Raw genomic sequence first — 19,709 nt, forward strand, 5'->3', positions numbered from 1 at the left:
ATTCGTCGATACTTATCCTACGGACACTACCGGCACACTTGTGACAACACGACTCTTCCGACTCCTGGCCCTGCTGCTGATGCTGGCATGTACCATGCCGCGCGCGCATGCGGCCGATATGGTCGAGATCACCCGTGCCTACATCGAAGCTGGCGAAGAGGGTTACAAGCTGGCCGCCACGTACTCGTTCGAGCTCAATCACGACCTCGATGATGCCGTGCAGCACGGCGTGCCGCTGTATTTCACGACGGAAATCGAACTGACCCGGCCCCGCTGGTACTGGTTCGATGAAAAAGCCATCGTGGCGCGCCAGACCAGCAAGCTGTCGTACAACGTGCTCACGCGCCAATATCACGTCTCGGGCGGGGGCTTGCAGCAAAGCTTTCCCACGCTCGACGATGCGCTGTTCCTGATCCGCCGTCCCAGCCGCTGGCTGGTGGCGCGGCGCGGCGAGCTGAAAGTGGGGCAGACGTATAACGTCACCTTGCGCATGGGCATGGACCGCGACTACCTGCCCAAGCCGATACAGGTCAATGCCTTCAATAACAGCGACTGGCGCCTGGCTTCGAATAAAAAAACCTTCTTGTATACGGCGGAGTAGTGAGTCAAGCATTGCGCTATCTGCTGGTGGTGGGCGGCGGCATTGTCAGTATCCTGCTGTTCCTGCTCGCGTCGGCTTCCGACAATTCCGGCTTTTTCGACCGTTACTACACCTGGCTGCTGGGGCTGAACGCGGCCGTTGCCGTGTCGCTGCTGGCGCTGGTGGGCATTTCCCTGGGCCGCCTGTATGCGCGCTACAAGAGCGGCAAGTTCGGCTCCAAGCTGATGACGCGCCTGGTGATGCTGTTCGCCGCCGTCGGCATCCTGCCCGGCCTCGTGATTTTCCTCGTCTCCGTACAATTCGTTTCCCACTCCATCGAGTCCTGGTTCAACGTCAAGATCGAAGCGGCGCTGGAATCGGGGATTGAGCTGGGCCGTGCCGGCCTCGATGCGGCCCTGGTCGAGCTCGACCACCGGGGCCACAAGGCCGTCGAAGAAATGGGCGCCGACCCGGTGGCCGGCCCTGCCGTGCTGACGAGTTTGCTGCGCGAAGAGGGCATGCAAAACGCCATGCTCGTCAGCGGCGACGGCGTGCTGCTGGCCAGCGCGGGGCCGCACAGCGCGGCCGACTTGCCGACGCCGGCCATGCTGGTGCAGGCGGCCTCGCCGGCCGGCTATGCCTCGGCCGAAGGAGGGCTGGAATTGCACGACGACGGCACGGAATCGGGCGGCGGCGGTTTCCGCTCGGGCCTGCCAGCGTCGCTGGAAACGGCGGCCAGCCTGCGCCTGCGCGTGCTGGTGGCCGTGCCGGGCCCGTCCGTTTCGCCCCGCTACCTGCAACTGCTGCAGGCCGTGCCGCCCAAGCTGGCGACGAACGGCGAGGTGCTGCGCGCCGCCTACAGCGAATACAAGGAACGTTTCGTCGCGCGCGTGGGGCTGCGCAAGATGTACATGGAAATCCTCACCTTGACCTTGCTGCTGGCCATCTTTGGCGCCATCGGCAGCGCCTTCCTGATCGCAGGCAACCTGGCCCAGCCCCTGCTGCTGCTGGCCGAAGGCACGCGCGCCGTGGCCGAGGGCGACCTGTCGCCGCGCCCCATCGTCGCCACCAAGGATGAACTGGGCACCCTGACGCAGTCGTTCAACATCATGACGCGCCAATTGCTCGATGCGCGCACGGCCGTGGAAAGCAACCGCGCCGCCCTGCAAAATGCGAAGGCCCATCTGGAATCGGTGCTGGCGAACATGTCGGCCGGCGTGATGGTGCTCGATGGCGATTTCAAACTGGTCACCTGCAATGAATCGGTCGAGCGCATCCTCCAGCATTCGGGCATGAGCATGGTGGGCCAGCCGCTGGCGCATATTGCTGGAATGGAAGAGTTTGGCGGCGCCATCATCAGCGCCTTCACGGCGCAAAGCGCGCAATCGGCATCGGGCCGCAACCAGCAGCGCCTGCACTGGCAGCGGCAGATCGAGATTCCGCGCCGCGTGGGCAGCAGCGCCGACGAGCATGACATCACCTTGCTGGCGCGCGGCTCGCGCCTGCCGCTGGAGTCGGGCAGCGGCTACATCGTCGTCTTCGATGATATATCCGACGTGATTTCCGCGCAGCGCTCGATCGCCTGGGGCGAGGTGGCGCGCCGCCTGGCGCATGAAATCAAGAATCCGCTCACGCCGATCCAGCTGTCGGCCGAGCGTCTGCAGATGAAGCTCGAAGGCAAGCTGGAGCAGCCCGACGCCGACTTGCTCAGCCGCGCCACCACCACCATCGTCAAGCAGGTCGATGCGATGAAGCGCATGGTCGACGACTTCCGCGACTATGCGCGCACGCCGCCGGCCGTGCTCGTACCGCTGCGCCTGAACGAGCTGATCGAAGAGATATTGAACCTGTACCTGCGCGGCGACGATGGCGACATCATCCACCCGCTGCTGGCGCCGAATCTGCCGATGGTGATGGGCGATCCGACCCAGTTGCGCCAGGTGATCCATAACCTGCTGCAGAACGCGCAGGACGCCATGGCCGACCTGCCGCCGGACTCGGCGCATCCGCGGATTGACGTAAGGACGGAAGCAATTCATTATCGCAGTGCGGACGGCGGCGTGAATATCGCCGTGCGGCTGGCCATCACGGACAATGGGCCTGGTTTCGCGCCAAAAATCCTGGCGCGCGCCTTCGAGCCCTATGTGACGTCGAAGGCCCGCGGCACGGGCTTGGGCCTGGCGATGGTAAAGAAAATTATCGATGAACACGGCGGACGCATCGATATCGAGAACCGGGTCGACGGCAATGGCGCTTCGGTGGTCATTTTGCTGTTAAAGTTAGCTCCCGACACTCCTGCCCAGGAATTCCTGGCGTGAGGGTCTGGTTTAGTATTTAAAACACTAATAAAATCATAGCTGTCCGCCGTGTACATCTTGTGCGCGTCGGCCGGCGAAATGAGGAAGGCAAGACACGAATGGCAAACATACTCGTAGTGGATGATGAAATGGGTATCCGTGAGTTGCTCTCGGAAATTCTGGGCGACGAAGGACATGCTATCCAGCTGGCCGAAAATGCGCAGCAGGCGCGCGAAGCGCGTGCCGCCGGTGCGCCGGATCTGGTATTGCTGGATATCTGGATGCCCGACACCGATGGCGTCACCTTGCTCAAGGAGTGGCAGCGCGATGGCTTGCTGACCATGCCGGTGATCATGATGTCGGGCCACGCCACCATCGATACGGCGGTCGAGGCGACGCGTATCGGCGCCATGAACTTCCTGGAAAAACCGATTGCCTTGCAAAAACTGCTGAAAGCAGTCCAGCAAGGCTTGACGCGGGCACAGGAAACCGTGCGTGCGCCGAGCGTGGCGCCCCGTCCCGCGGCGCCCGTGGTGGCCGAGGAAAGCAGCCATCCCGTGCCCAGCTTTGGCGGCAGCGCGCCGCAACAGCTGATGGTGCGCCCAGGCATCGCCGTACCGGCGGTGGCCGAAGGCCATGGCTACAACCTGTCATTCGACTTGCCGCTGCGCGAGGCGCGCGATGCGTTCGAACGCATGTATTTTGAACACCACCTGGGCCGCGAAGGCGGCAGCATGACCCGCGTGGCGGAAAAAACGGGCCTTGAGCGTACCCATTTGTACCGCAAGCTGAAACAGCTGGGCGTCGAACCGGGCAAGCTGGCCAAGAAAGGCCTGTGACGGCAGCCGCAAGGCATCCGACGCCGCTGACCCTGGTCAGCGGTGGCCGCGCCGCCGAGCGCGAAGCGGCCATCGCGCAAGCCTTGCAGCCTGACCAAGCGACCGCCGTGATCCTCGAGGGGCTCGCCGACGGCAACGCCATCCTGGCCGACCTGGCCGGACAAAATTCCCCTTCTCCATCGTTTCCACTGCAACTGTTGCGCATCGCGCCCGGTTGCCTGTGCTGCAGCGGCAATCTCGTATTGCGTGTAACATTAAATCGTCTGCTGCGCCATCCGCCCGCGCGCCTGTTCATCAGCCTGGCCGACGCCTCGCACATCGAACAGCTGCGCACCTGGCTGACCGCCAGTCCCTACGATGTCCTGCTGGCGCTGGAAGCAGACTTGCTTGTTTCCTCAACGTAGCTTCCTGATCGTCTTACCGCAGTCGCAGTTTGCATCTCGTTACAACTCTGTAGCCCGCAGGGTGGCCCGGTCGCTTGAAATGGCGGCGTAGGGACCCCACCTCTGTCCTGAAACCGCAAGAGTTTCTCTTGCTTGAGCGAAGGATGCAAAATGAACCTGATCTATAACAGCGAACAATATAGCGTCGTGGAATTCGGCGTCGATGGCGACCTGGAAGCCCTGCGCTTCGGCGGCTATGAAATCGTCGACAAGGGGGGCAAGCGGGAAACGTTTATCGCCGGCATCCTTGCGCAACACTTTCGCCGCGACGTCACGGAATTGATCGCCAGCGAACCCAGCATGGAAGAGATCGATGAATTTTTGGGCAGCTACGATTCCCTCATGAGCCAGCCGGTCCTGTTGCACTAATGTGATGGGCATCGCCGCCATACCAATCCGCCAGATGGCGTGGTATGGTGGCCGTGTTATCCAGCTGCAAACAGACCATGTGCCAACTTCTCGGAATGAATTGCAATGTCCCCACGGACATTGTCTTTAGTTTTACCGGCTTCGCCATGCGCGGCGGCCATACCGATACCCACCATGACGGCTGGGGCATCGCCTTTTTCGAGGGCGCCGGCGTGCGCCATTTCGTCGACCACCAGGCGGCCATCGCCTCGCCCGTGGCCGAACTGATCAAACGCTATCCGATCAAGTCGCGCAATGTCATCGCGCATATCCGCAAGGCCACGCAAGGCCAGGTGGCGCTGGAAAACTGCCACCCTTTCGTGCGCGAACTGTGGGGCCGCTACTGGGTCTTTGCCCACAATGGCGATTTGAAGGAATTTCATCCCGTGCTGACGGGCAGTTACCGCCCCGTCGGCTGCACGGACAGCGAACTGGCCTTCTGCTACCTGCTGCAGGAGCTGCATGCGCGCTTTGGCGATGCCCCGCCGGCCTTGCCGCAATTGCATGCGGCGCTGGCGCAATTGTTGCCCAGCATCGCGGCCCACGGCACGTTCAACATGATGCTGTCGAGCGGCGAGGCCCTGTTTGCCCATTGCTCGACCAGCTTGCACTATCTGGTGCGACAACATCCGTTCCCAACTGCTAAACTCTCCGATGAAGACCTGAGCGTGGACTTTTCCCAGGTAACGACGCCCCAGGACAGAGTGGCCGTGATCGTTACCCAGCCGCTGACGACGAATGAACAATGGACGGCGTTTGCGCCCGGCGAATTGAAATTATTTGTCGACGGGGTGGTGCAAGACACGCCGGCGGCCTAATTTGTTGACGACAATAAACTGGATTGCTGCCAAAATACCCACAGCGCGGGCGGAATTCAGCTAAAGTATTGTCAATAGTGAACCTTGATGCGGGCGCGGCGCGGCCGGTGTCACTCGACGTGATTGATGAAGAGTTAATGATCGATATTTCCAGCAACGACATCACCCCGAAACCCTTGCGCGTGCGCGAGTTCTATCTGGGTCGACAACCTATCCTCGACCGCAACCAGGCCCTGTTCGGCTATGAGTTGCTATTCCGCAACGCTCCGGTCGGCCCCGCCAACATTACCAGCGACCTGTCCGCCACGGCGTCCGTGATCGCCCACGCTTCCCAGCTGGGCATGGAAAAGGTCATCGGCGACGCGCTCGGTTTCGTCAACGTCGATGCCGACGTGATCATGAGCGACATCTTCGTCTTCCTGCCGCGTGAAAAAGTCGTGCTGGAAATCGTCGAATCGATGCCCGTCACGCCGGAAGTGCGCGCGCGCATCAGCGAACTGGTGGGCCATGGCTTCACCTTCGCGCTGGAAAACGTCGTGTCCGATACGTCGCAAGTGCAGGAACTGCTACCGCTGGTGCAATACGTCAAGATGGACATGAGCACGGTCGACCCGAAGGTGCTGGCAGCGCTGGCACCCCGTTTCAAGCAGGAAAACAAGAAACTGGTGGCGGAAAAGGTCGAAACGCGCGAAGAATTCAAGTCGGGCCTGGACCTGGGCTTCGATTACTTCCAGGGTTATTACTTTGCCAAGCCCGCCATCATGACGGGCAAGAAGCTGTCGCCATCGCAACTGGCCGTCATGGAACTGATGACCCTGGTGACGTCGGACGCCGACAACATGGAAATCGAGCGCGCCATCAAGCGCGACGTGTCGCTGGCCCTGAACCTGCTGCGCCTGGTCAATACGCCAGCCGTGGGCGCGCGCCAGCGCATCGATTCGCTGAGCCAGGCCGTCACCGTGCTGGGCCGCCGCCAGCTGCAGCGCTGGCTGCAAATCATGCTGTACGCGGAACCAAGCAAGCGCGGCCATAGCATGACGCCGCTGCTGATGCTGGCCACCACGCGCGGCCGTTTGCTCGAATTGCTCGCGCATAAACTGCGCCCGAACCACGCCCACTCGGCCGATATCGCCTTTACGGTCGGCATCATGTCCCTGATGGATACCTTGTTCGGCGTGCCGATGTCGGAAATCCTGAACCAGATCGAAGTGATCGACGAAGTGGCCGAAGCGCTGCTGTCGCGCGAAGGCTTCTACGGCGACCTGCTGCGCCTGGCCGAATGCATCGAGCGCATCGAAGACATGGAAGGCGAGATCGTCCCGACCTTGCGCGACCTGGCCATGTCGCCGGATGACCTGGTGGAGCTGGAAATGGCGGCCTACGAATGGAGCGATAACGTCGTCCGTTACGCACTGTAGGTCGGATTAGCGCGGCCGCCAGGCCACGCGTAATCCGACAACATTGTTGGCGATGACTGTGGTGTCGGATTACGCGCAAGCGCTAATCCGACCTACGCGACCCGTCAAAAACAGCCCTGCACGGCGACGCCGTAGCAGGGCTTTTTTACGCCGCTACGCTGCCGCACCAGGCCAGTGCTTGTGCAGCTCGGGGTCGGTGCGCAGTTCCCACAGGGCCAGCACGACGACGGCGATGCCGACGAGCAGCTCGTTCCACATGACGACGCGCTGATCGGCCAGCCGCAATACCCACGGCGAGGCGGCCACCCAGACGCCGACGAGCAGGTTGACGACGACGGCCCAGAAATAGGTCTTGTACAAGTCGAAGGCGGCCAGCACGGCGATCACCAGGCCCGAGACAATGGCGTTCATCATCTGCGGCGAGCCTTCGGGATAGGAAAAGGCCCAGGGCGAGACGATCAGCCATAGGCCCAGCAACAGGATCACCTGATCCTGCCAGCGTTTCAATTTGAAGTTGGTTGCCATATATCCTCCTTAGCCAGTCAGGGAACGGGCCGGAGCGGGCATGCAGCATGCCGGCCGGCATACTGCGTTAGTGCGCCGCGGCGCGCGAAAAGTTCCGCGCGCCGCAGGCCAAGGCGATGGCGTTACGACAGGTTCGGCGACAGCCAGCGTTCCACGTCTTCGATGCTGGCGCCACGGCGCTTGGCCATGTTTTCCACCTGGTCCATGCCGATCTTGCCGACGACGAAGTATTTCGACTCCGGGTGGGCAAAATAGAAGCCGGACACGGCCGCGCCGGGGAACATGGCATACGATTCCGTCAGCTGCATGCCGATTTCCTCGGCCTGCATGACCTCGAACATTTCTTTCTTGACGGTATGTTCCGGGCAGGCCGGGTAGCCGGGCGCCGGGCGGATGCCAACGTATTTTTCAGCGATCATGTCGTCGTTGCCCAGCTGCTCGTCCGGCACATAGCCCCACAAATCCTTGCGCACGCGCTCGTGCAGGTATTCGGCGAAGGCCTCGGCCAGGCGGTCGGCCAGCGATTTCAGCATGATGGACGAGTAATCGTCGTGCGCATCCTCGAAGCGCTTTTCGTATTTCTCGATACCGAGGCCGGACGTCACGGCAAACATGCCGATGTAATCCTTGACGCCCGATGCCTTCGGCGCGATGAAGTCGGCCAGGCACTGGTTCGGACGCTGCACGCCGTCGACCACGGGTTTGACGCCCTGCTGGCGCATGCCGTAATACGTGAACGCCACGGTACTGCGCGTATCGTCCGTGTACACCTCGATATCGTCGTCATTGATGCTGTTGGCCGGCAGCAAGGAGACGACGCCATTGGCCGTCAGCCAGCGCCCGTCGATGAGTTTTTTCAGCAAGGCCTGGGCTTCCGCGTACACCTTGGTGGCCGCGTCGCCCACCACTTCGTCCGTCAGGATGGCGGGGAAGGGGCCGGCCAGGTCCCAGGTCTGGAAGAACGGACCCCAGTCGATATAGTTGGCCAGGGTGGCCAGGTCGACGTTTTTAAACACGCGCCGGCCGATGAACTTCGGTTTCACGGGCGTGCAGGCGCCGTCGAAGGGTACTACCATGCGGTTGGCGCGCGCTTGCGCCAGCGGCAGGATGGGCAGGGCCTTCTTGTTGGCGTGCTGCTCGCGGATGCGCGCGTAGTCGAGTTCGATGTCTTCCACGTATTTGTCGCGCTGCTCCGGTGTCAGCAGTGACTGCGCGACGGACACGGAACGCGAGGCGTCCGGCACGTAGATCACGGGGCCTTCGTAGTTGTGCGCGATCTTCACGGCCGTGTGGGCGCGGCTGGTGGTGGCACCGCCGATCAGCAGGGGAATCTTGAGCATGCGGAAATGCTCGTCGCGCTGCATTTCCTTGGCGACATACGCCATTTCTTCCAGCGATGGCGTGATCAGGCCCGACAGGCCGATGATGTCGGCGTTTTCCACCTTGGCGCGCGCGAGGATTTCCGAGCACGGCACCATCACGCCCATGTTCACCACCTCGAAGTTATTGCACTGCAGAACGACGGTAACGATGTTCTTGCCGATGTCATGCACGTCGCCTTTGACGGTCGCCATGATGATCTTGCCTTTCGGCTTGGCGACGATGCCCGTGCGCTGTTCTTCCAGCAGCTTTTCTTCCTCGATGAACGGAATCAGATGGGCCACGGCCTGCTTCATGACGCGCGCCGATTTCACCACTTGCGGCAGGAACATCTTGCCCTGGCCAAACAGGTCGCCGACCACGTCCATGCCGGCCATCAAGGGGCCCTCGATCACGTGGATGGGGCGACCGCCATTGTGCAGCAGTTCCTGGCGCGCTTCTTCCGTGTCTTCCACGATGAATTGCGTGATGCCGTGCACCAGCGCGTGCGACAGGCGCTCCTGCACCGTGCCTTCGCGCCAGGCCAGGGTTTGCGCCTCGGCCTTGCCGCCCGCCTTCAGGGTGCCGGCAAATTCGATCATGCGTTCCGTCGAGTCTTCGCGGCGGTTCAGCACCACGTCTTCCACGCGCTCGCGCAGTTCCGGGTCCAGGTTGTCGTACACGCCGACCATGCCGGCGTTGACGATGCCCATGGTCATGCCCGCCTTGATCGCGTGGTACAGGAAGACGGTATGGATGGCTTCGCGGGCCGGATCGTTGCCACGGAAACTGAAGGAGACGTTCGATACGCCGCCCGAGATCTTCGCGTACGGCAGGTTTTCCTTGATCCAGCGCGTCGCGTTGATGAAGTCGACGGCGTAGTTGTTGTGCTCTTCGATACCGGTGGCGACGGCAAAGATGTTCGGGTCGAAAATGATGTCTTCGGGCGGGAAGTCCAGCGCGTCGATCAGCAGGTGGTAGGCGCGCGCGCAAATTTCGATCTTGCGCTCGAAGGTGTCGGCCTGGCCCTTCTCATCGAAGGCCATGACGATCACGGCCGCGCCGTAGCGGCGGCACAGCTTCGCCTGGCGCAGGAATTCCTCTTCGCCTTCCTTCATCGAGATGGAATTGACGATGGCCTTGCCCTGCACGCATTTCAGGCCCGCTTCGATCACCGACCATTTCGACGAGTCGACCATGATGGGCACGCGCGAAATATCGGGTTCCGAAGCGATCAGGTTCAAGAAGCGCGTCATGGCGGCCAGCGAGTCGAGCATCGCTTCGTCCATGTTGATGTCGATCACTTGCGCGCCGTTCTCCACTTGCTGGCGCGCCACGGACAAGGCTTCGTCGTATTGCTCGTTGAGAATCATGCGCGCGAACGCTTTCGAACCCGTGACGTTGGTGCGCTCGCCCACGTTGACGAACAGCGACTCGTCGTTGACGACGAACGGTTCCAGGCCGGCCAGGCGCAAGTCGTGCGATGGGGCCGGCACGGTGCGCGGCGTGTTTTTCGACAGCAATTGACCGATGGCGGCGATGTGCTCGGGCGTGGTGCCACAGCAGCCGCCGGCCATGTTCAAAAAGCCCGCGTCGGCAAATTCGCGCAGCAGGGCGGACGTGTCGGCAGGCAACTCGTCAAAACCCGTGTCGCTCATGGGGTTGGGCAAGCCCGCGTTCGGGTAGATGCAGACGAAGGTGTCGGCGATCTTGGCCAGCTCTTCCGCGTACGGGCGCATCAGGGCGGCGCCCAGCGCGCAGTTCAGGCCGATCGTCAGCGGTTTCGCGTGGCGCACGGAATTCCAGAAGGCGGGCACGGTCTGGCCCGACAAAATGCGGCCCGACGCATCCGTGACGGTGCCGGAAATCATCAGGGGCAGGCGCACGACGCTGGGGTTTTGCTCGTAGAACAGGTCGATGGCGAACAGGGCCGCCTTGCAGTTGAGGGTGTCGAAAATGGTTTCCACCAGCAGCACGTCGGCGCCGCCTTCCACCAGGCCCTGCGTCTGCTGCAGGTAAGCGGCCACCAATTGATCGAAGGTAACGTTGCGCGCGGCCGGGTCATTCACGTCGGGCGAGATCGACGCCGTCTTCGGCGTCGGTCCCAGGGCACCGGCGACGAAGCGCGGCTTGTCCGGCGTGGAATATTTATCGCAGGCGGCGCGCGCCAGCTTGGCCGCCTGCACGTTCATTTCGTAGGCCAGGTGGGCCATGTGGTAATCATCTTGCGCGATCGTCGTGGCGCCGAAGGTATTCGTTTCGATCAGGTCGGCGCCGGCCGCCAGGTAGCGCTCATGGATTTCCTGGATGATGTGCGGCTGCGTCAGGGTCAGCAGCTCATTGTTGCCCTTGACGAACAGTTCGCGCGCGCCGCTGTCGGCCGGCGCGGCGAAATCGATGAAGCGGCCGGCGGGACCGCCACGATACGCTTCTTCGTCGAGCTTGTATTGCTGGATGATCGTGCCCATGGCGCCGTCGAGGATCATGATCCGCTGCGCCAGGATGGCGCGCAAGGAGGCTTCGGTCGGGGACATGGCGGGGATCACGGTATCGTTCATTTCATGCTTTCAATAGGCAAACGGGCGGCGGCGCGGCGACAAGACTGTACGAGGCGGTTGCAGGCCAGCGGGATCAGCTGACGGAGTGTGCCGGCCGGGTAGGCCGGGCAGAAGGTGGCAATCGCCTGATTTCACCGGGTCTAAAATTATACGGCATCAGGCTGCTTTGGTTTTAAGCAAAAGCGGCCGTCCGCCCCACGGCTGGCCTTCTTGCAACACATTGCCTTCCGCCACGACAGCTTCTGAAAATTTCATTCCTGAAAATCTTACTCAAAACGTTAATTCTTCCGCCAAAATTGGCAGGAAGACATGGCCTCTAGGCTGTGGAAAAATTTCCACATTATTTGCGCCATCCCAGCATATTTTTAATGATTTGAATGGCAATAGCTGCAATGGAAAATAATTTTGATTTAAGACAATACAGAGTGACGTGAATAATTCCAAAAATAAAGATTACCAAACAGATACTTTAACTATTATCAAAACCAATTGAATCAAAAGCATTAATAGTTGTCTTTAGGAATCGAATTAACCCATAATATTGGTTCTTCGAAATTACATTCTCACCAAAAGTCACCAATATGTCACATTTCTCCCATGTCCTCCCCGGCCTCGCGCTGTACCAACATGGTTGCCAGCCATGAAAAACCATCTGCTCGTAGCATCGTTTGTCATGCTGGGCCTGTCCGCTTGCGGCGGAGGAGGCGGTGGTGGTGGTGACACCGTGGTGGCAACCACGTCGGGCAATCCCGTCGTGATTCCTGCTGTGATTCCTGCCGTGACGGCCGTCTCGGCGGCGAACGTCGCCGTGGGCGGCAGCCTGGTGGTGACGGGTAGCAATCTGAGCCGCGTGACGGCTTTCCAGGTGGGCGGCGTGAACGTGACCGCCAGCGCCAGCAGCGACAGCAGCGTGACCCTGGCCATGCCGGGCGTGCCGGTCACGGGCGCCTTGAGCCTCGTCAGCGCCAGCGGCACGGCGGCCACCAGCTATAACGTGAACGTGTACCTGCCATTGAGCGTGAGCGGCGTCGCGCCGGCGACGGGTGGCGTCGGTTCCAGCGTGACAATCGCGGGCGGCGGCATGGGCGCTGTGACGGCGGTGCAGTTCGGCAATGGCGCCGCGGCAACACCGCAAAGCCAGACAGCCGGCAGCGTGACGGTGGTGGTGCCTGCGGGCGCGGCAACGGGAGCGCTGACGGTGCGCGGTCCCTACAACGACGTCATCAGCAGCGAACCGTACACGGTCTTGCCCAGCGTGGCAGTGACGTCGGTCACGTCGGCCGTCAACGGCGCGACCTTGTCGGTGACGGTGCAGGGCAGCAATCTCGACCAGGTCAGCGCGGCGACCGTGGGCAGTACGCCGGCCGTCATCGTCAGCGCCACTGCCAGCCAGCTGGTGTTGTCCGCGCCAGCGTCGGCAACGGGGACCGTGATGCTGTCGGCCGCTTCGCGCATCGCCGTGAATGCGGGCACGGTATCGGCCTTTACCCTGGGCAGCATTGATTTCGCGCAGGTACTGAATTTGAACGCCAGCGATGCCGCCTTGCGCCTGACGCGCGGCAAGCCGGCCGCCGTGCGCGTGTCCGTGCTGGCCACGCAGGCGGGCCAGGCCAGCCCGGCCGTGACCTTGAATGCGACGGCCGCCAATGGCAGCAACCTGGGCAGCATCACCATGAGCGGCCCGTCGGTCTTGCCGACAATGAAAAGCGATTACAGTTTCAACGGCAATTTCAGCGCCGTCCTGCCTTCCGGCTGGATTCTGCCCGGCGTGCGCGTGCGCGTGACGGCCGTGGGCAACGACGGTACGCAAGTGAGCCAGGAAGCGGCGCCCGTCGTGGCCAGCGCGGCGAAAATCCACCTGGTGCTGGTACCGCTGAGCACCGACGATGGCGTGGGGCAACTGCCGGACGCCGAGGTGATCCGTACTGCGCTGACCCGCGTGTATCCGTATGCGGCGGAAAATATCAGCATTAGCACGCGCGCCCCACTGAGCGTAACGGGCAGCAGCACGGCCGACAGCTGGTGGAGCCCGACCCTGGAAGCCCTGAACGGCAAGCGTGCCCAGGAAGATAGCGGCGCCTTTTATTATGGCTTCGTGCCGAAAATGTCTTCCACGCGCGCCGCTGGCCTGGCGTACGTCAATTCTCGCACCGATAATGGCGATTTCACGGCGGCGATCGGCCTGGACGCCAGGTTCAACAGCATTGCCTCCGTCGATCCGTTCGGCAATAGCTGGCCTGAATGGCTGACTACGCTGGTGCATGAACTGGGCCACAATCATTCGCTGCAGCACGTTGCCTGCGGCGGCCCGGCTGGCGCGGCCACCGACTACCCGTATGCAAATGGCGACCTGGGCCCGCAACCGCTGTACAACAGCAGCTATGCGGGCAGCATCGGCCAGTTGAGCAAGGCGGTGTATGGCAGCACGCCGATGAAGGATGTGATGAGCTATTGCAGCGGCGCCTGGTTCTCGGACTACAGCTATGTGCGGGTACAGCAATTCCTGGAAAAACGCAGCACGCAGATTGCCGGCAGCAATGTGCTGGCCGCCAGCATGTCCGTGGCCGAGCATGGCTATCTGACCATTTCCGGCCGCATCACGCCATCTGGCGTGGGCCTGCGTCCCGCCGTTGCCTCGTCGGTGCGCATCGGTGCCGCTGTCAGCGGCAGCGGCCATGCTTATACCTTGCGCGTGTTGACGGTGTCGGGACAGACTATCGACTTGCCCTTCGATGGCGTCTCCGTGGCCGACCACGGCGGCAGCGCCATGAGCCATTTCCGCGTCAGCTTCGCCAACCCGGGCGACATCAGCGACGTGCAAGTGCTGCAAAATGGCAAGGCTTTGGCCAAGCTCGAGCGCCCGGCGCGGCGCAGCAAGGCGGCCGCCAACGATGCCACGTTCGATGCGACGCAAAGCGGCGGCAAGCTGGCGCTGGTCTGGAATGCCGAGGCGGAACCGTACGCCGCCGTGCTGCACGTGGCCGCCGATGGCCGCAAGACGGTGGTCGCCAGTGACTTGACGGGTGGCAAAGCCAGCGTCGACGTGAGCGCCTTGCCGGCCGGCGGCCGCTTCGAGGTCAGCCTGTCGTCGTCCGTGGGTGGGCGCCTGATGAAGGTGCAGCGCCGCTAAGCAAGGGCGCTCGATGCAACAAGGGCTTGCCGCGGCAAGCCCTTTTTTATTGGTGCATAAACCGCACAGATCCTGTGCCAGGCGAAGGCTGCCGTTTTACCTTCCGCCTGCCTAGAATGGAGCTTCATCCACTTGCGGAGCATCCCATGCCCATCCTGAACCTGCGTTTGTCCACGCCACCCGATGCGCGCCAGTCGGCCGCCATCGCCGCCACCCTGAGCCAATTGACGGCGCAACTGTTGCACAAGGCGCCCGAACTGACGTCGGTGGCGATCAGCCATCTTGACGCGGCGCACTGGTTCGTCGGCGGGCCATCCTTGCAGGCGCATGGCAAGGCCAGTTTTTTCCTCGATATCCTGATCAGCGATGAAACGAATACGGCGGCGGAAAAGGCCGCGTATATCGCCGCCGTGTTCGCCGCCATGCAGCAGTATCTCGGCGCCGTGCATGACGTCAGCTACATCCACGTGCACGATGCGCGCCAGGCGGCCTGGGGCTACGGCGGCTTGACGCAGCAGTTCCGCGCCGTGCGCAAGGCGCTGCAGCAGCCGTGATCAATCCCAGTGGCGATCTTGATAGTGCCGCACGGAAAAATCGATGAAGGCCCTGACCTTGGGCGACAGCTGGCGGCTGTGCGGATACAGCGCGTACAGGGTGCGCGGCCGCAAGGTGTAGCCGGGCAAGACTTCCACGAGCTGGCCGCTGCGCAGCGCGTCGCGCACGATGAAGGCGGCCGCGCCGGCAATCCCCATGCCGCCCACGGCCGCTTCGCGCAAGGCCACGCTGGTGTTGGCTTGCAGGCTGCCGCGCACGGCCACCTTGTGGGCGGCGCCGTCACCATCGGTGAATGACCATTCCGCCGGCTTGTCGCCGGAGGTGTACATCAGGCAATTGTGCCGGACCAGGTCTTGCGGCGTGGCCGGATGGCCATGGCGGGCCAGGTAGGCGGGCGAGGCGACGGCCACCGTGCGGCTGCTGGCCAGCTGGCGCGCCACCAGGGTGGAATCGGGCAAGCCGCGCGCCAGGCGCAGCGCCACGTCGAAGCCATCGTCGATCAGATCGACGATGCGGTCATTGCAGACGAGATCAATGTGGATGTGCGGATATTGGCGGCTGAAATCGGGCAGCCAGGCGGCCAGTTCCAGGGTGCCGAAGGCCATCGGCGCATTGATGCGCAGGCTGCCGGACGGCTGCGCCTGGTGCATGGCGACGGCGCGGTCGGCCGCGTCGAGGGCGTCGAGGATGTCGCGGCTGGCCAGGTAGTATTCCTGGCCGGCGGCCGTCAGCGCGAAACGGCGCGTCGTGCGGTTGAGCAGTTGGGCGCCCAGCTGGCTTTCCAGCTGGCGCACCTGGCGCGAGACGATGGAGTGGGATATGCCCAGCGCGGCGCCGGCGGCCGTGAAGCTGCCCAGTTCCACGACGCGGCGCAGGGCGCGCAGGGCGGTCAGCTGGTCCATGGGCGCGTCTTGCCGCTATTCAGCGAAACGCTTGCCTTCGAGGGGGAAACCCTTGATGAACTCGGCTGCGGGCAGGCGCTTGCCGCCCGGTTTTTGCAGTTCCGTCAGGCGCAAGGAGCCATTGCCGCAGGCCACGACGATGCCGTGCTGGGCGTCGGCCGCCAGCACCTGGCCAGGCGCTTCCTTGCTGTCCGCTTCGATTACCTCGGCGGCCCAGATCTTGATCGTGGTGCCGTCGACCTGGCCGCAGGCGCCGGGAAACGGATTGAAGGCGCGGATTTTCAGGCCCAGTTCCAGCGCCGACATGCTGAAATCGAGCGCCGCTTCTTCCTTGGCGATTTTCGCCGCGTAGGTGACGCCCGCTTCCGGCTGCGGCACGGCTTCGAGCGGCTGCTGCTGCATCTTGCGCAGGGTCTCGACGATCATCTTGCCGCCCAGGGCGGCCAGCTTGTCGTGCAGAGTGCCGGTGGAGTCGCCCGCTTCGATGGGCATGCGCTCGATGGCCAGCATGGGACCCGTATCGAGGCCTTCTTCCATCTGCATGATGGTCACGCCCGTTTCATCGTCGCCCGCTTCGATGGCGCGATGAATCGGCGCGGCGCCGCGCCAGCGCGGCAGCAAGGAACCGTGGATATTGATGCAGGGTTTGATGTCGAGCGTGCTGCGCGGCAAGATCAAGCCGTAGGCCGCCACCACCATCACGTCGTAGTCCGTGGCCAGCAGGCGTTCGTGGGCCGCTTTCGCTTCGGCGGCGCGCTGCGGGTCCTTGCTGTCCATGCGCAAGGACAGCGGCTGCAGCACCTCGATGCCGTGCTGTTGCGCATACTGCTTGACGGCCGAGGCGTGCAGCTGCATGCCGCGTCCCGCAGGGCGGTCGGGCTGGGTCAGCACCAGCGGAATCTCGAATCCCGCTTCGTGCAAGTCTTTCAGGGCCGTGGCGGCGAATTCAGGCGTGCCTGCGAAGATCACTTTCATATGGTTCCTTGACGTGAGGTGCGCAGGCCCGCGCCCGAAGGCGCCAGGCTGGCGTGGTGTAACGACGACTGTTGCTGCTTAGTCTATCAGCTGTACTGCAAAAACTCCTTGAACACCTTACAAAACCGTAGCGAGCGGAAGCGAATTGTGGCTGAGAAGCGGAACTGTGCTTGAGCACAGTGAGCATCGCAGGCCGCAAGTCGCGACGCGCAGTAGGTTTGGTCAGGTGTTTTCAGAAACGGCGGTTCTGCGCACGCAAGCTCGCTTCGCGCTCGAGACCACGGATTTCCTTGATCATCTTGGTCTTGATGCGGTTGCGCTTGAGCGGCGACAGGTATTCGACGAATACCTTGCCCAGCAAGTGATCCATCTCATGCTGGATGCAGACGGCCAGCAAGCCATCGGCTTCCAGTTCGTACTGCTTGCCGTGGCGGTCCAGGGCGCGCACCTTGATGCGGGCAGGGCGCTCGACGCCGTCGTAGACGCCCGGCACGGACAAACAGCCTTCGTCGTAGACCTGCTTTTCTTCGCTGGCCCAGGTGATTTCCGGGTTGATGAACACTTGCAGCTGGTTTTTCTCTTCGGTGATGTCGATCACCATCATCTGGATATGCTCGTCCACTTGCGACGCGGCCAGGCCGACGCCAGGGGCGTCGTACATGGTTTCGGCCATGTCGTCGATCAGGGTTTGCAGGCGCGCGTCAAATTCGGTGACGGGCTTGGCGACCGTGTGCAGGCGAGGATCGGGGTAACGCAGGATATTTAATATGGACATACGGATTCGACTGGTTAAGGTGGGCGCCGGTGCGCCGGATTATTCATGCCTGGGCCATGCGGACGATGGCAGGGCTATTTTATTTTTGGGTACGCTACGGTTGGGCGCGTATGGCGCAACGGCGCGGCAGATGCGTTTGCCAGTGCGTCGATTAGTTTGCTGCAAAGGGAAATTTTATCACAGACGCCCCTTACCCTGTGGACGGCGGGCCGTTTTGCAGCGCCATTGCACGCATTGTTGCGCGCGTCGGTATCGCGTCCGTGCCATGGCGCTAGCATGGGATGGCACAGTACACAGCGAGGTTGCCATGCATGCAATTGCAACGACGGTGGACACGGCCACGGAACTGGCGGGCTGGCTGCGCCTGCAGCACCTGCCCGGCGTGGGGCCGGTGGCGGCGCGCACCTTGCTGGCCCGCTTCGGCTTGCCGCCGCAAATCTTCGCCGCTCCATTCGAGGTCTTGCGCGAAGTGGTGCCGGCCAGCGTGGCGCGCGCCATCGTGCAGCCGCCCAAGCCGGTGGCCAACAGCCAGCTCGCGCTTACCCTGCAGTGGCTGCAGCGGCCCGGCAATGCCGTGCTGACCCTGGCCGATGCCGCGTATCCGCCCCTGCTGCTGGAAATCGCCGATCCGCCGCTCTTGTTATATGTGCGGGGGCGGGCGGAACTGCTGTCGCGCCCCGGCGTGGCCATCATCGGCAGTCGTAATGCCAGCGCGCAAGGCATGCAGAATGCGGCCGCGTTTGCGCACGCGCTCAGCACGGCGGGCCTGACCATCATTTCCGGGCTGGCGCTGGGCATCGACACGCAGGCGCACGAAGGCGGCTTGCGCGGCGCGGGCGCGACCGTGGCCGTGATCGGCACGGGCGCCGATCTGGTGTATCCACGACGCAACCTTGATCTGGCGCAAAGAATCGCCGAGCAAGGCTGCATCGTCAGCGAGTACGCGCTGGGCTTGCCGGCCATGCCGGGGAACTTTCCGCGCCGTAATCGCCTGATCAGCGGCCTGGCGCACGGCGTGCTGGTGATCGAGGCGGCCGCGCAATCGGGCTCATTGATCACGGCGCGCCTGGCCGGCGAGCAGGGACGCGACGTGTATGCCTTGCCCGGCTCCATTCATGCGACTTTGGCCAAGGGTTGCCATGCGCTCATCAAGCAGGGGGCCAAGCTGGTCGAGTCGGCCGATGACGTGCTGCAAGAGCTGCAGTGGCTGGGTGGCGTCCCCGCCGTGCCGGCAGCGGTGGAAGACGAGACGCCGCTGCTGGCCGCGCTGGGCCACGATCCCGTCGATGCCGATACCCTGGCCGCGCGCAGCGGCCTGGCCATGGGCGCGCTGATGGGCGAATTGCTGGCGCTGGAGCTGGCGGGGAGGGTGGAACGCTTGCCGGGAGGACTGTTTCAACGCTGCAAATGACAGCTTGTCACTTGTGTGGCGGCCTTGCAGCACGGGCGCGCTTTGTCGGTGCGCACCCTTGTGCCTTAGCGAACTTAGCTGCTAGAGTAGAGCCATGTTCGATATCCTGGTGTACCTCTACGAGACTTACTATCGCCCCGATGCCTGCCCCGAGCCGGCAGTCCTGGCGCGCAAACTGTCGGCCGTCGGTTTCGACGACGTGGAGATTTCCGAAGCGCTCGTGTGGCTGACGGACTTGAACGCCATGGCCGGCGTCGAACAAACCCTGACGGCCAGTTCCACGGGCACGCGTTTCTATGTGCAGCAGGAAAGCGACGTGCTGGGCACGGCCGCCATCGGTTTCATCCAGTTCCTCGAAAGCGCCAAGGTGCTCTCGCCGCTGCAGCGCGAAATCGTCATCGAACGGGCGCTGGCGCTCGACGAGGCGCCCGTGTCGCTGGGCAAGCTGAAAGTCATCGTGCTGATGCTGCTGTGGAGCCAAGGCAAGGAACCGGATGCGCTGATGTTCGACGACCTGTTCGTCGACGATGAAGACCTCCCGCCGCGCCTGCTGCACTAATATATCAACGCCCCTGGCCGCACCTGGCGCCACTGCCGCGCCATCTCCCTTACTATATGCTGCGACACCGCGCACGCCAGGCCATTGTTTTTGCGCTGGCGCATTCTTGCTTGCAGATAACTTGCCGAATTCTTCATTAGGCGCTTATCATTGGCCG

The 19,709-nt window shown here is 62.7% G+C and carries 16 protein-coding genes; 11 read left to right on the top strand and 5 right to left on the bottom strand.

The genetic code is table 11. The features are described from left to right. The first annotated feature begins 40 nt into the window (after window positions 1-40). The 7 genes from CLU90_RS22035 to CLU90_RS22065 all read left to right on the top strand — a co-directional run bounded on the left by CLU90_RS22035 (window position 41) and on the right by CLU90_RS22065 (window position 6,803). Window positions 41-601, top strand: coding sequence for a DUF4390 domain-containing protein (locus CLU90_RS22035; protein WP_232731294.1), 561 nt, complete (start codon window positions 41-43; stop codon window positions 599-601). After that, complete coding sequence (locus CLU90_RS22040) at window positions 601-2,898, top strand: sensor histidine kinase (RefSeq protein ID WP_092716764.1); 2,298 nt, start codon at window positions 601-603, stop codon at window positions 2,896-2,898. Before CLU90_RS22035 ends, CLU90_RS22040 begins: the two co-directional genes overlap by 1 nt. 98 nt (window positions 2,899-2,996) lie before the next feature. Beyond that, window positions 2,997-3,716 (top strand): response regulator, encoded by a 720-nt coding sequence (locus CLU90_RS22045; protein WP_092716767.1) that lies wholly within the window; start codon window positions 2,997-2,999, stop codon window positions 3,714-3,716. Further along, window positions 3,713-4,120, top strand: coding sequence for a GTPase (locus tag CLU90_RS22050; protein WP_092716769.1), 408 nt, complete (start codon window positions 3,713-3,715; stop codon window positions 4,118-4,120). The genes CLU90_RS22045 and CLU90_RS22050 overlap by 4 nt, the downstream gene beginning before the upstream one ends. A 150-nt stretch (window positions 4,121-4,270) precedes the next feature. Beyond that, the gene (locus CLU90_RS22055; RefSeq protein WP_077399469.1) at window positions 4,271-4,528 is read left to right on the top strand and encodes a BTH_I0359 family protein; all 258 of its coding nucleotides are present in this window, start codon (window positions 4,271-4,273) and stop codon (window positions 4,526-4,528) included. Window positions 4,529-4,605: 77 nt separating this feature from the next. After that, the gene (locus CLU90_RS22060; RefSeq protein WP_092717196.1) at window positions 4,606-5,385 is read left to right on the top strand and encodes a class II glutamine amidotransferase; all 780 of its coding nucleotides are present in this window, start codon (window positions 4,606-4,608) and stop codon (window positions 5,383-5,385) included. 137 nt (window positions 5,386-5,522) lie between these two features. After that, window positions 5,523-6,803, top strand: a complete 1,281-nt coding sequence (locus CLU90_RS22065; RefSeq protein ID WP_092716771.1) for an EAL and HDOD domain-containing protein — start codon at window positions 5,523-5,525, stop codon at window positions 6,801-6,803. A 153-nt stretch (window positions 6,804-6,956) separates the two neighbouring features. Here CLU90_RS22065 and CLU90_RS22070 read toward each other — a convergent pair whose 3' ends face one another. Together CLU90_RS22070 and metH are read right to left on the bottom strand one after the other, a co-directional pair. Beyond that, window positions 6,957-7,328: an SPW repeat protein gene (locus CLU90_RS22070; RefSeq protein WP_092716773.1), complete on the bottom strand. Its 372-nt coding sequence runs from the start codon at window positions 7,326-7,328 to the stop codon at window positions 6,957-6,959. Between the two features lie 122 nt (window positions 7,329-7,450). After that, a complete protein-coding gene (gene metH, locus CLU90_RS22075; RefSeq protein ID WP_175539387.1) occupies window positions 7,451-11,245 on the bottom strand; it encodes a methionine synthase in 3,795 nt (1,264 codons plus the stop codon). Window positions 11,246-11,885: 640 nt separating this feature from the next. Between metH and CLU90_RS22080 the strand changes: the two genes are divergently transcribed. Together CLU90_RS22080 and CLU90_RS22085 are read left to right on the top strand one after the other, a co-directional pair. Then, complete coding sequence (locus tag CLU90_RS22080) at window positions 11,886-14,375, top strand: hypothetical protein (RefSeq protein ID WP_157808879.1); 2,490 nt, start codon at window positions 11,886-11,888, stop codon at window positions 14,373-14,375. 146 nt (window positions 14,376-14,521) lie between these two features. Further along, window positions 14,522-14,929, top strand: coding sequence for a tautomerase family protein (locus CLU90_RS22085; RefSeq protein ID WP_100428908.1), 408 nt, complete (start codon window positions 14,522-14,524; stop codon window positions 14,927-14,929). Here CLU90_RS22085 and CLU90_RS22090 read toward each other — a convergent pair whose 3' ends face one another. The 3 genes from CLU90_RS22090 to def form a co-directional block, all read right to left on the bottom strand. Continuing rightward, window positions 14,930-15,832 (bottom strand): LysR family transcriptional regulator, encoded by a 903-nt coding sequence (locus CLU90_RS22090; protein WP_092716780.1) that lies wholly within the window; start codon window positions 15,830-15,832, stop codon window positions 14,930-14,932. Between the two features lie 15 nt (window positions 15,833-15,847). After that, window positions 15,848-16,807, bottom strand: coding sequence for a methionyl-tRNA formyltransferase (gene fmt / locus CLU90_RS22095; protein ID WP_100428909.1), 960 nt, complete (start codon window positions 16,805-16,807; stop codon window positions 15,848-15,850). Window positions 16,808-17,039: 232 nt separating this feature from the next. Further along, entirely contained in the window at window positions 17,040-17,582 is a 543-nt protein-coding gene (gene def, locus CLU90_RS22100) for a peptide deformylase (protein WP_092716785.1), read from the bottom strand. Window positions 17,583-17,889: 307 nt separating this feature from the next. On the opposite strand from def, the gene dprA reads away from it, so the two are divergent. Both dprA and CLU90_RS22110 read left to right on the top strand, forming a co-directional pair. Continuing rightward, window positions 17,890-18,993 (top strand): DNA-processing protein DprA, encoded by a 1,104-nt coding sequence (gene dprA, locus CLU90_RS22105; RefSeq protein ID WP_100428910.1) that lies wholly within the window; start codon window positions 17,890-17,892, stop codon window positions 18,991-18,993. Window positions 18,994-19,087: 94 nt separating this feature from the next. After that, entirely contained in the window at window positions 19,088-19,552 is a 465-nt protein-coding gene (locus CLU90_RS22110; RefSeq protein ID WP_034749287.1) for a DUF494 family protein, read from the top strand. Window positions 19,553-19,709 lie beyond the last annotated feature (157 nt).

It is taken from the genome of Janthinobacterium sp. 67, assembly GCF_002797895.1.
Lineage (GTDB): Bacteria > Pseudomonadota > Gammaproteobacteria > Burkholderiales > Burkholderiaceae_D > Janthinobacterium.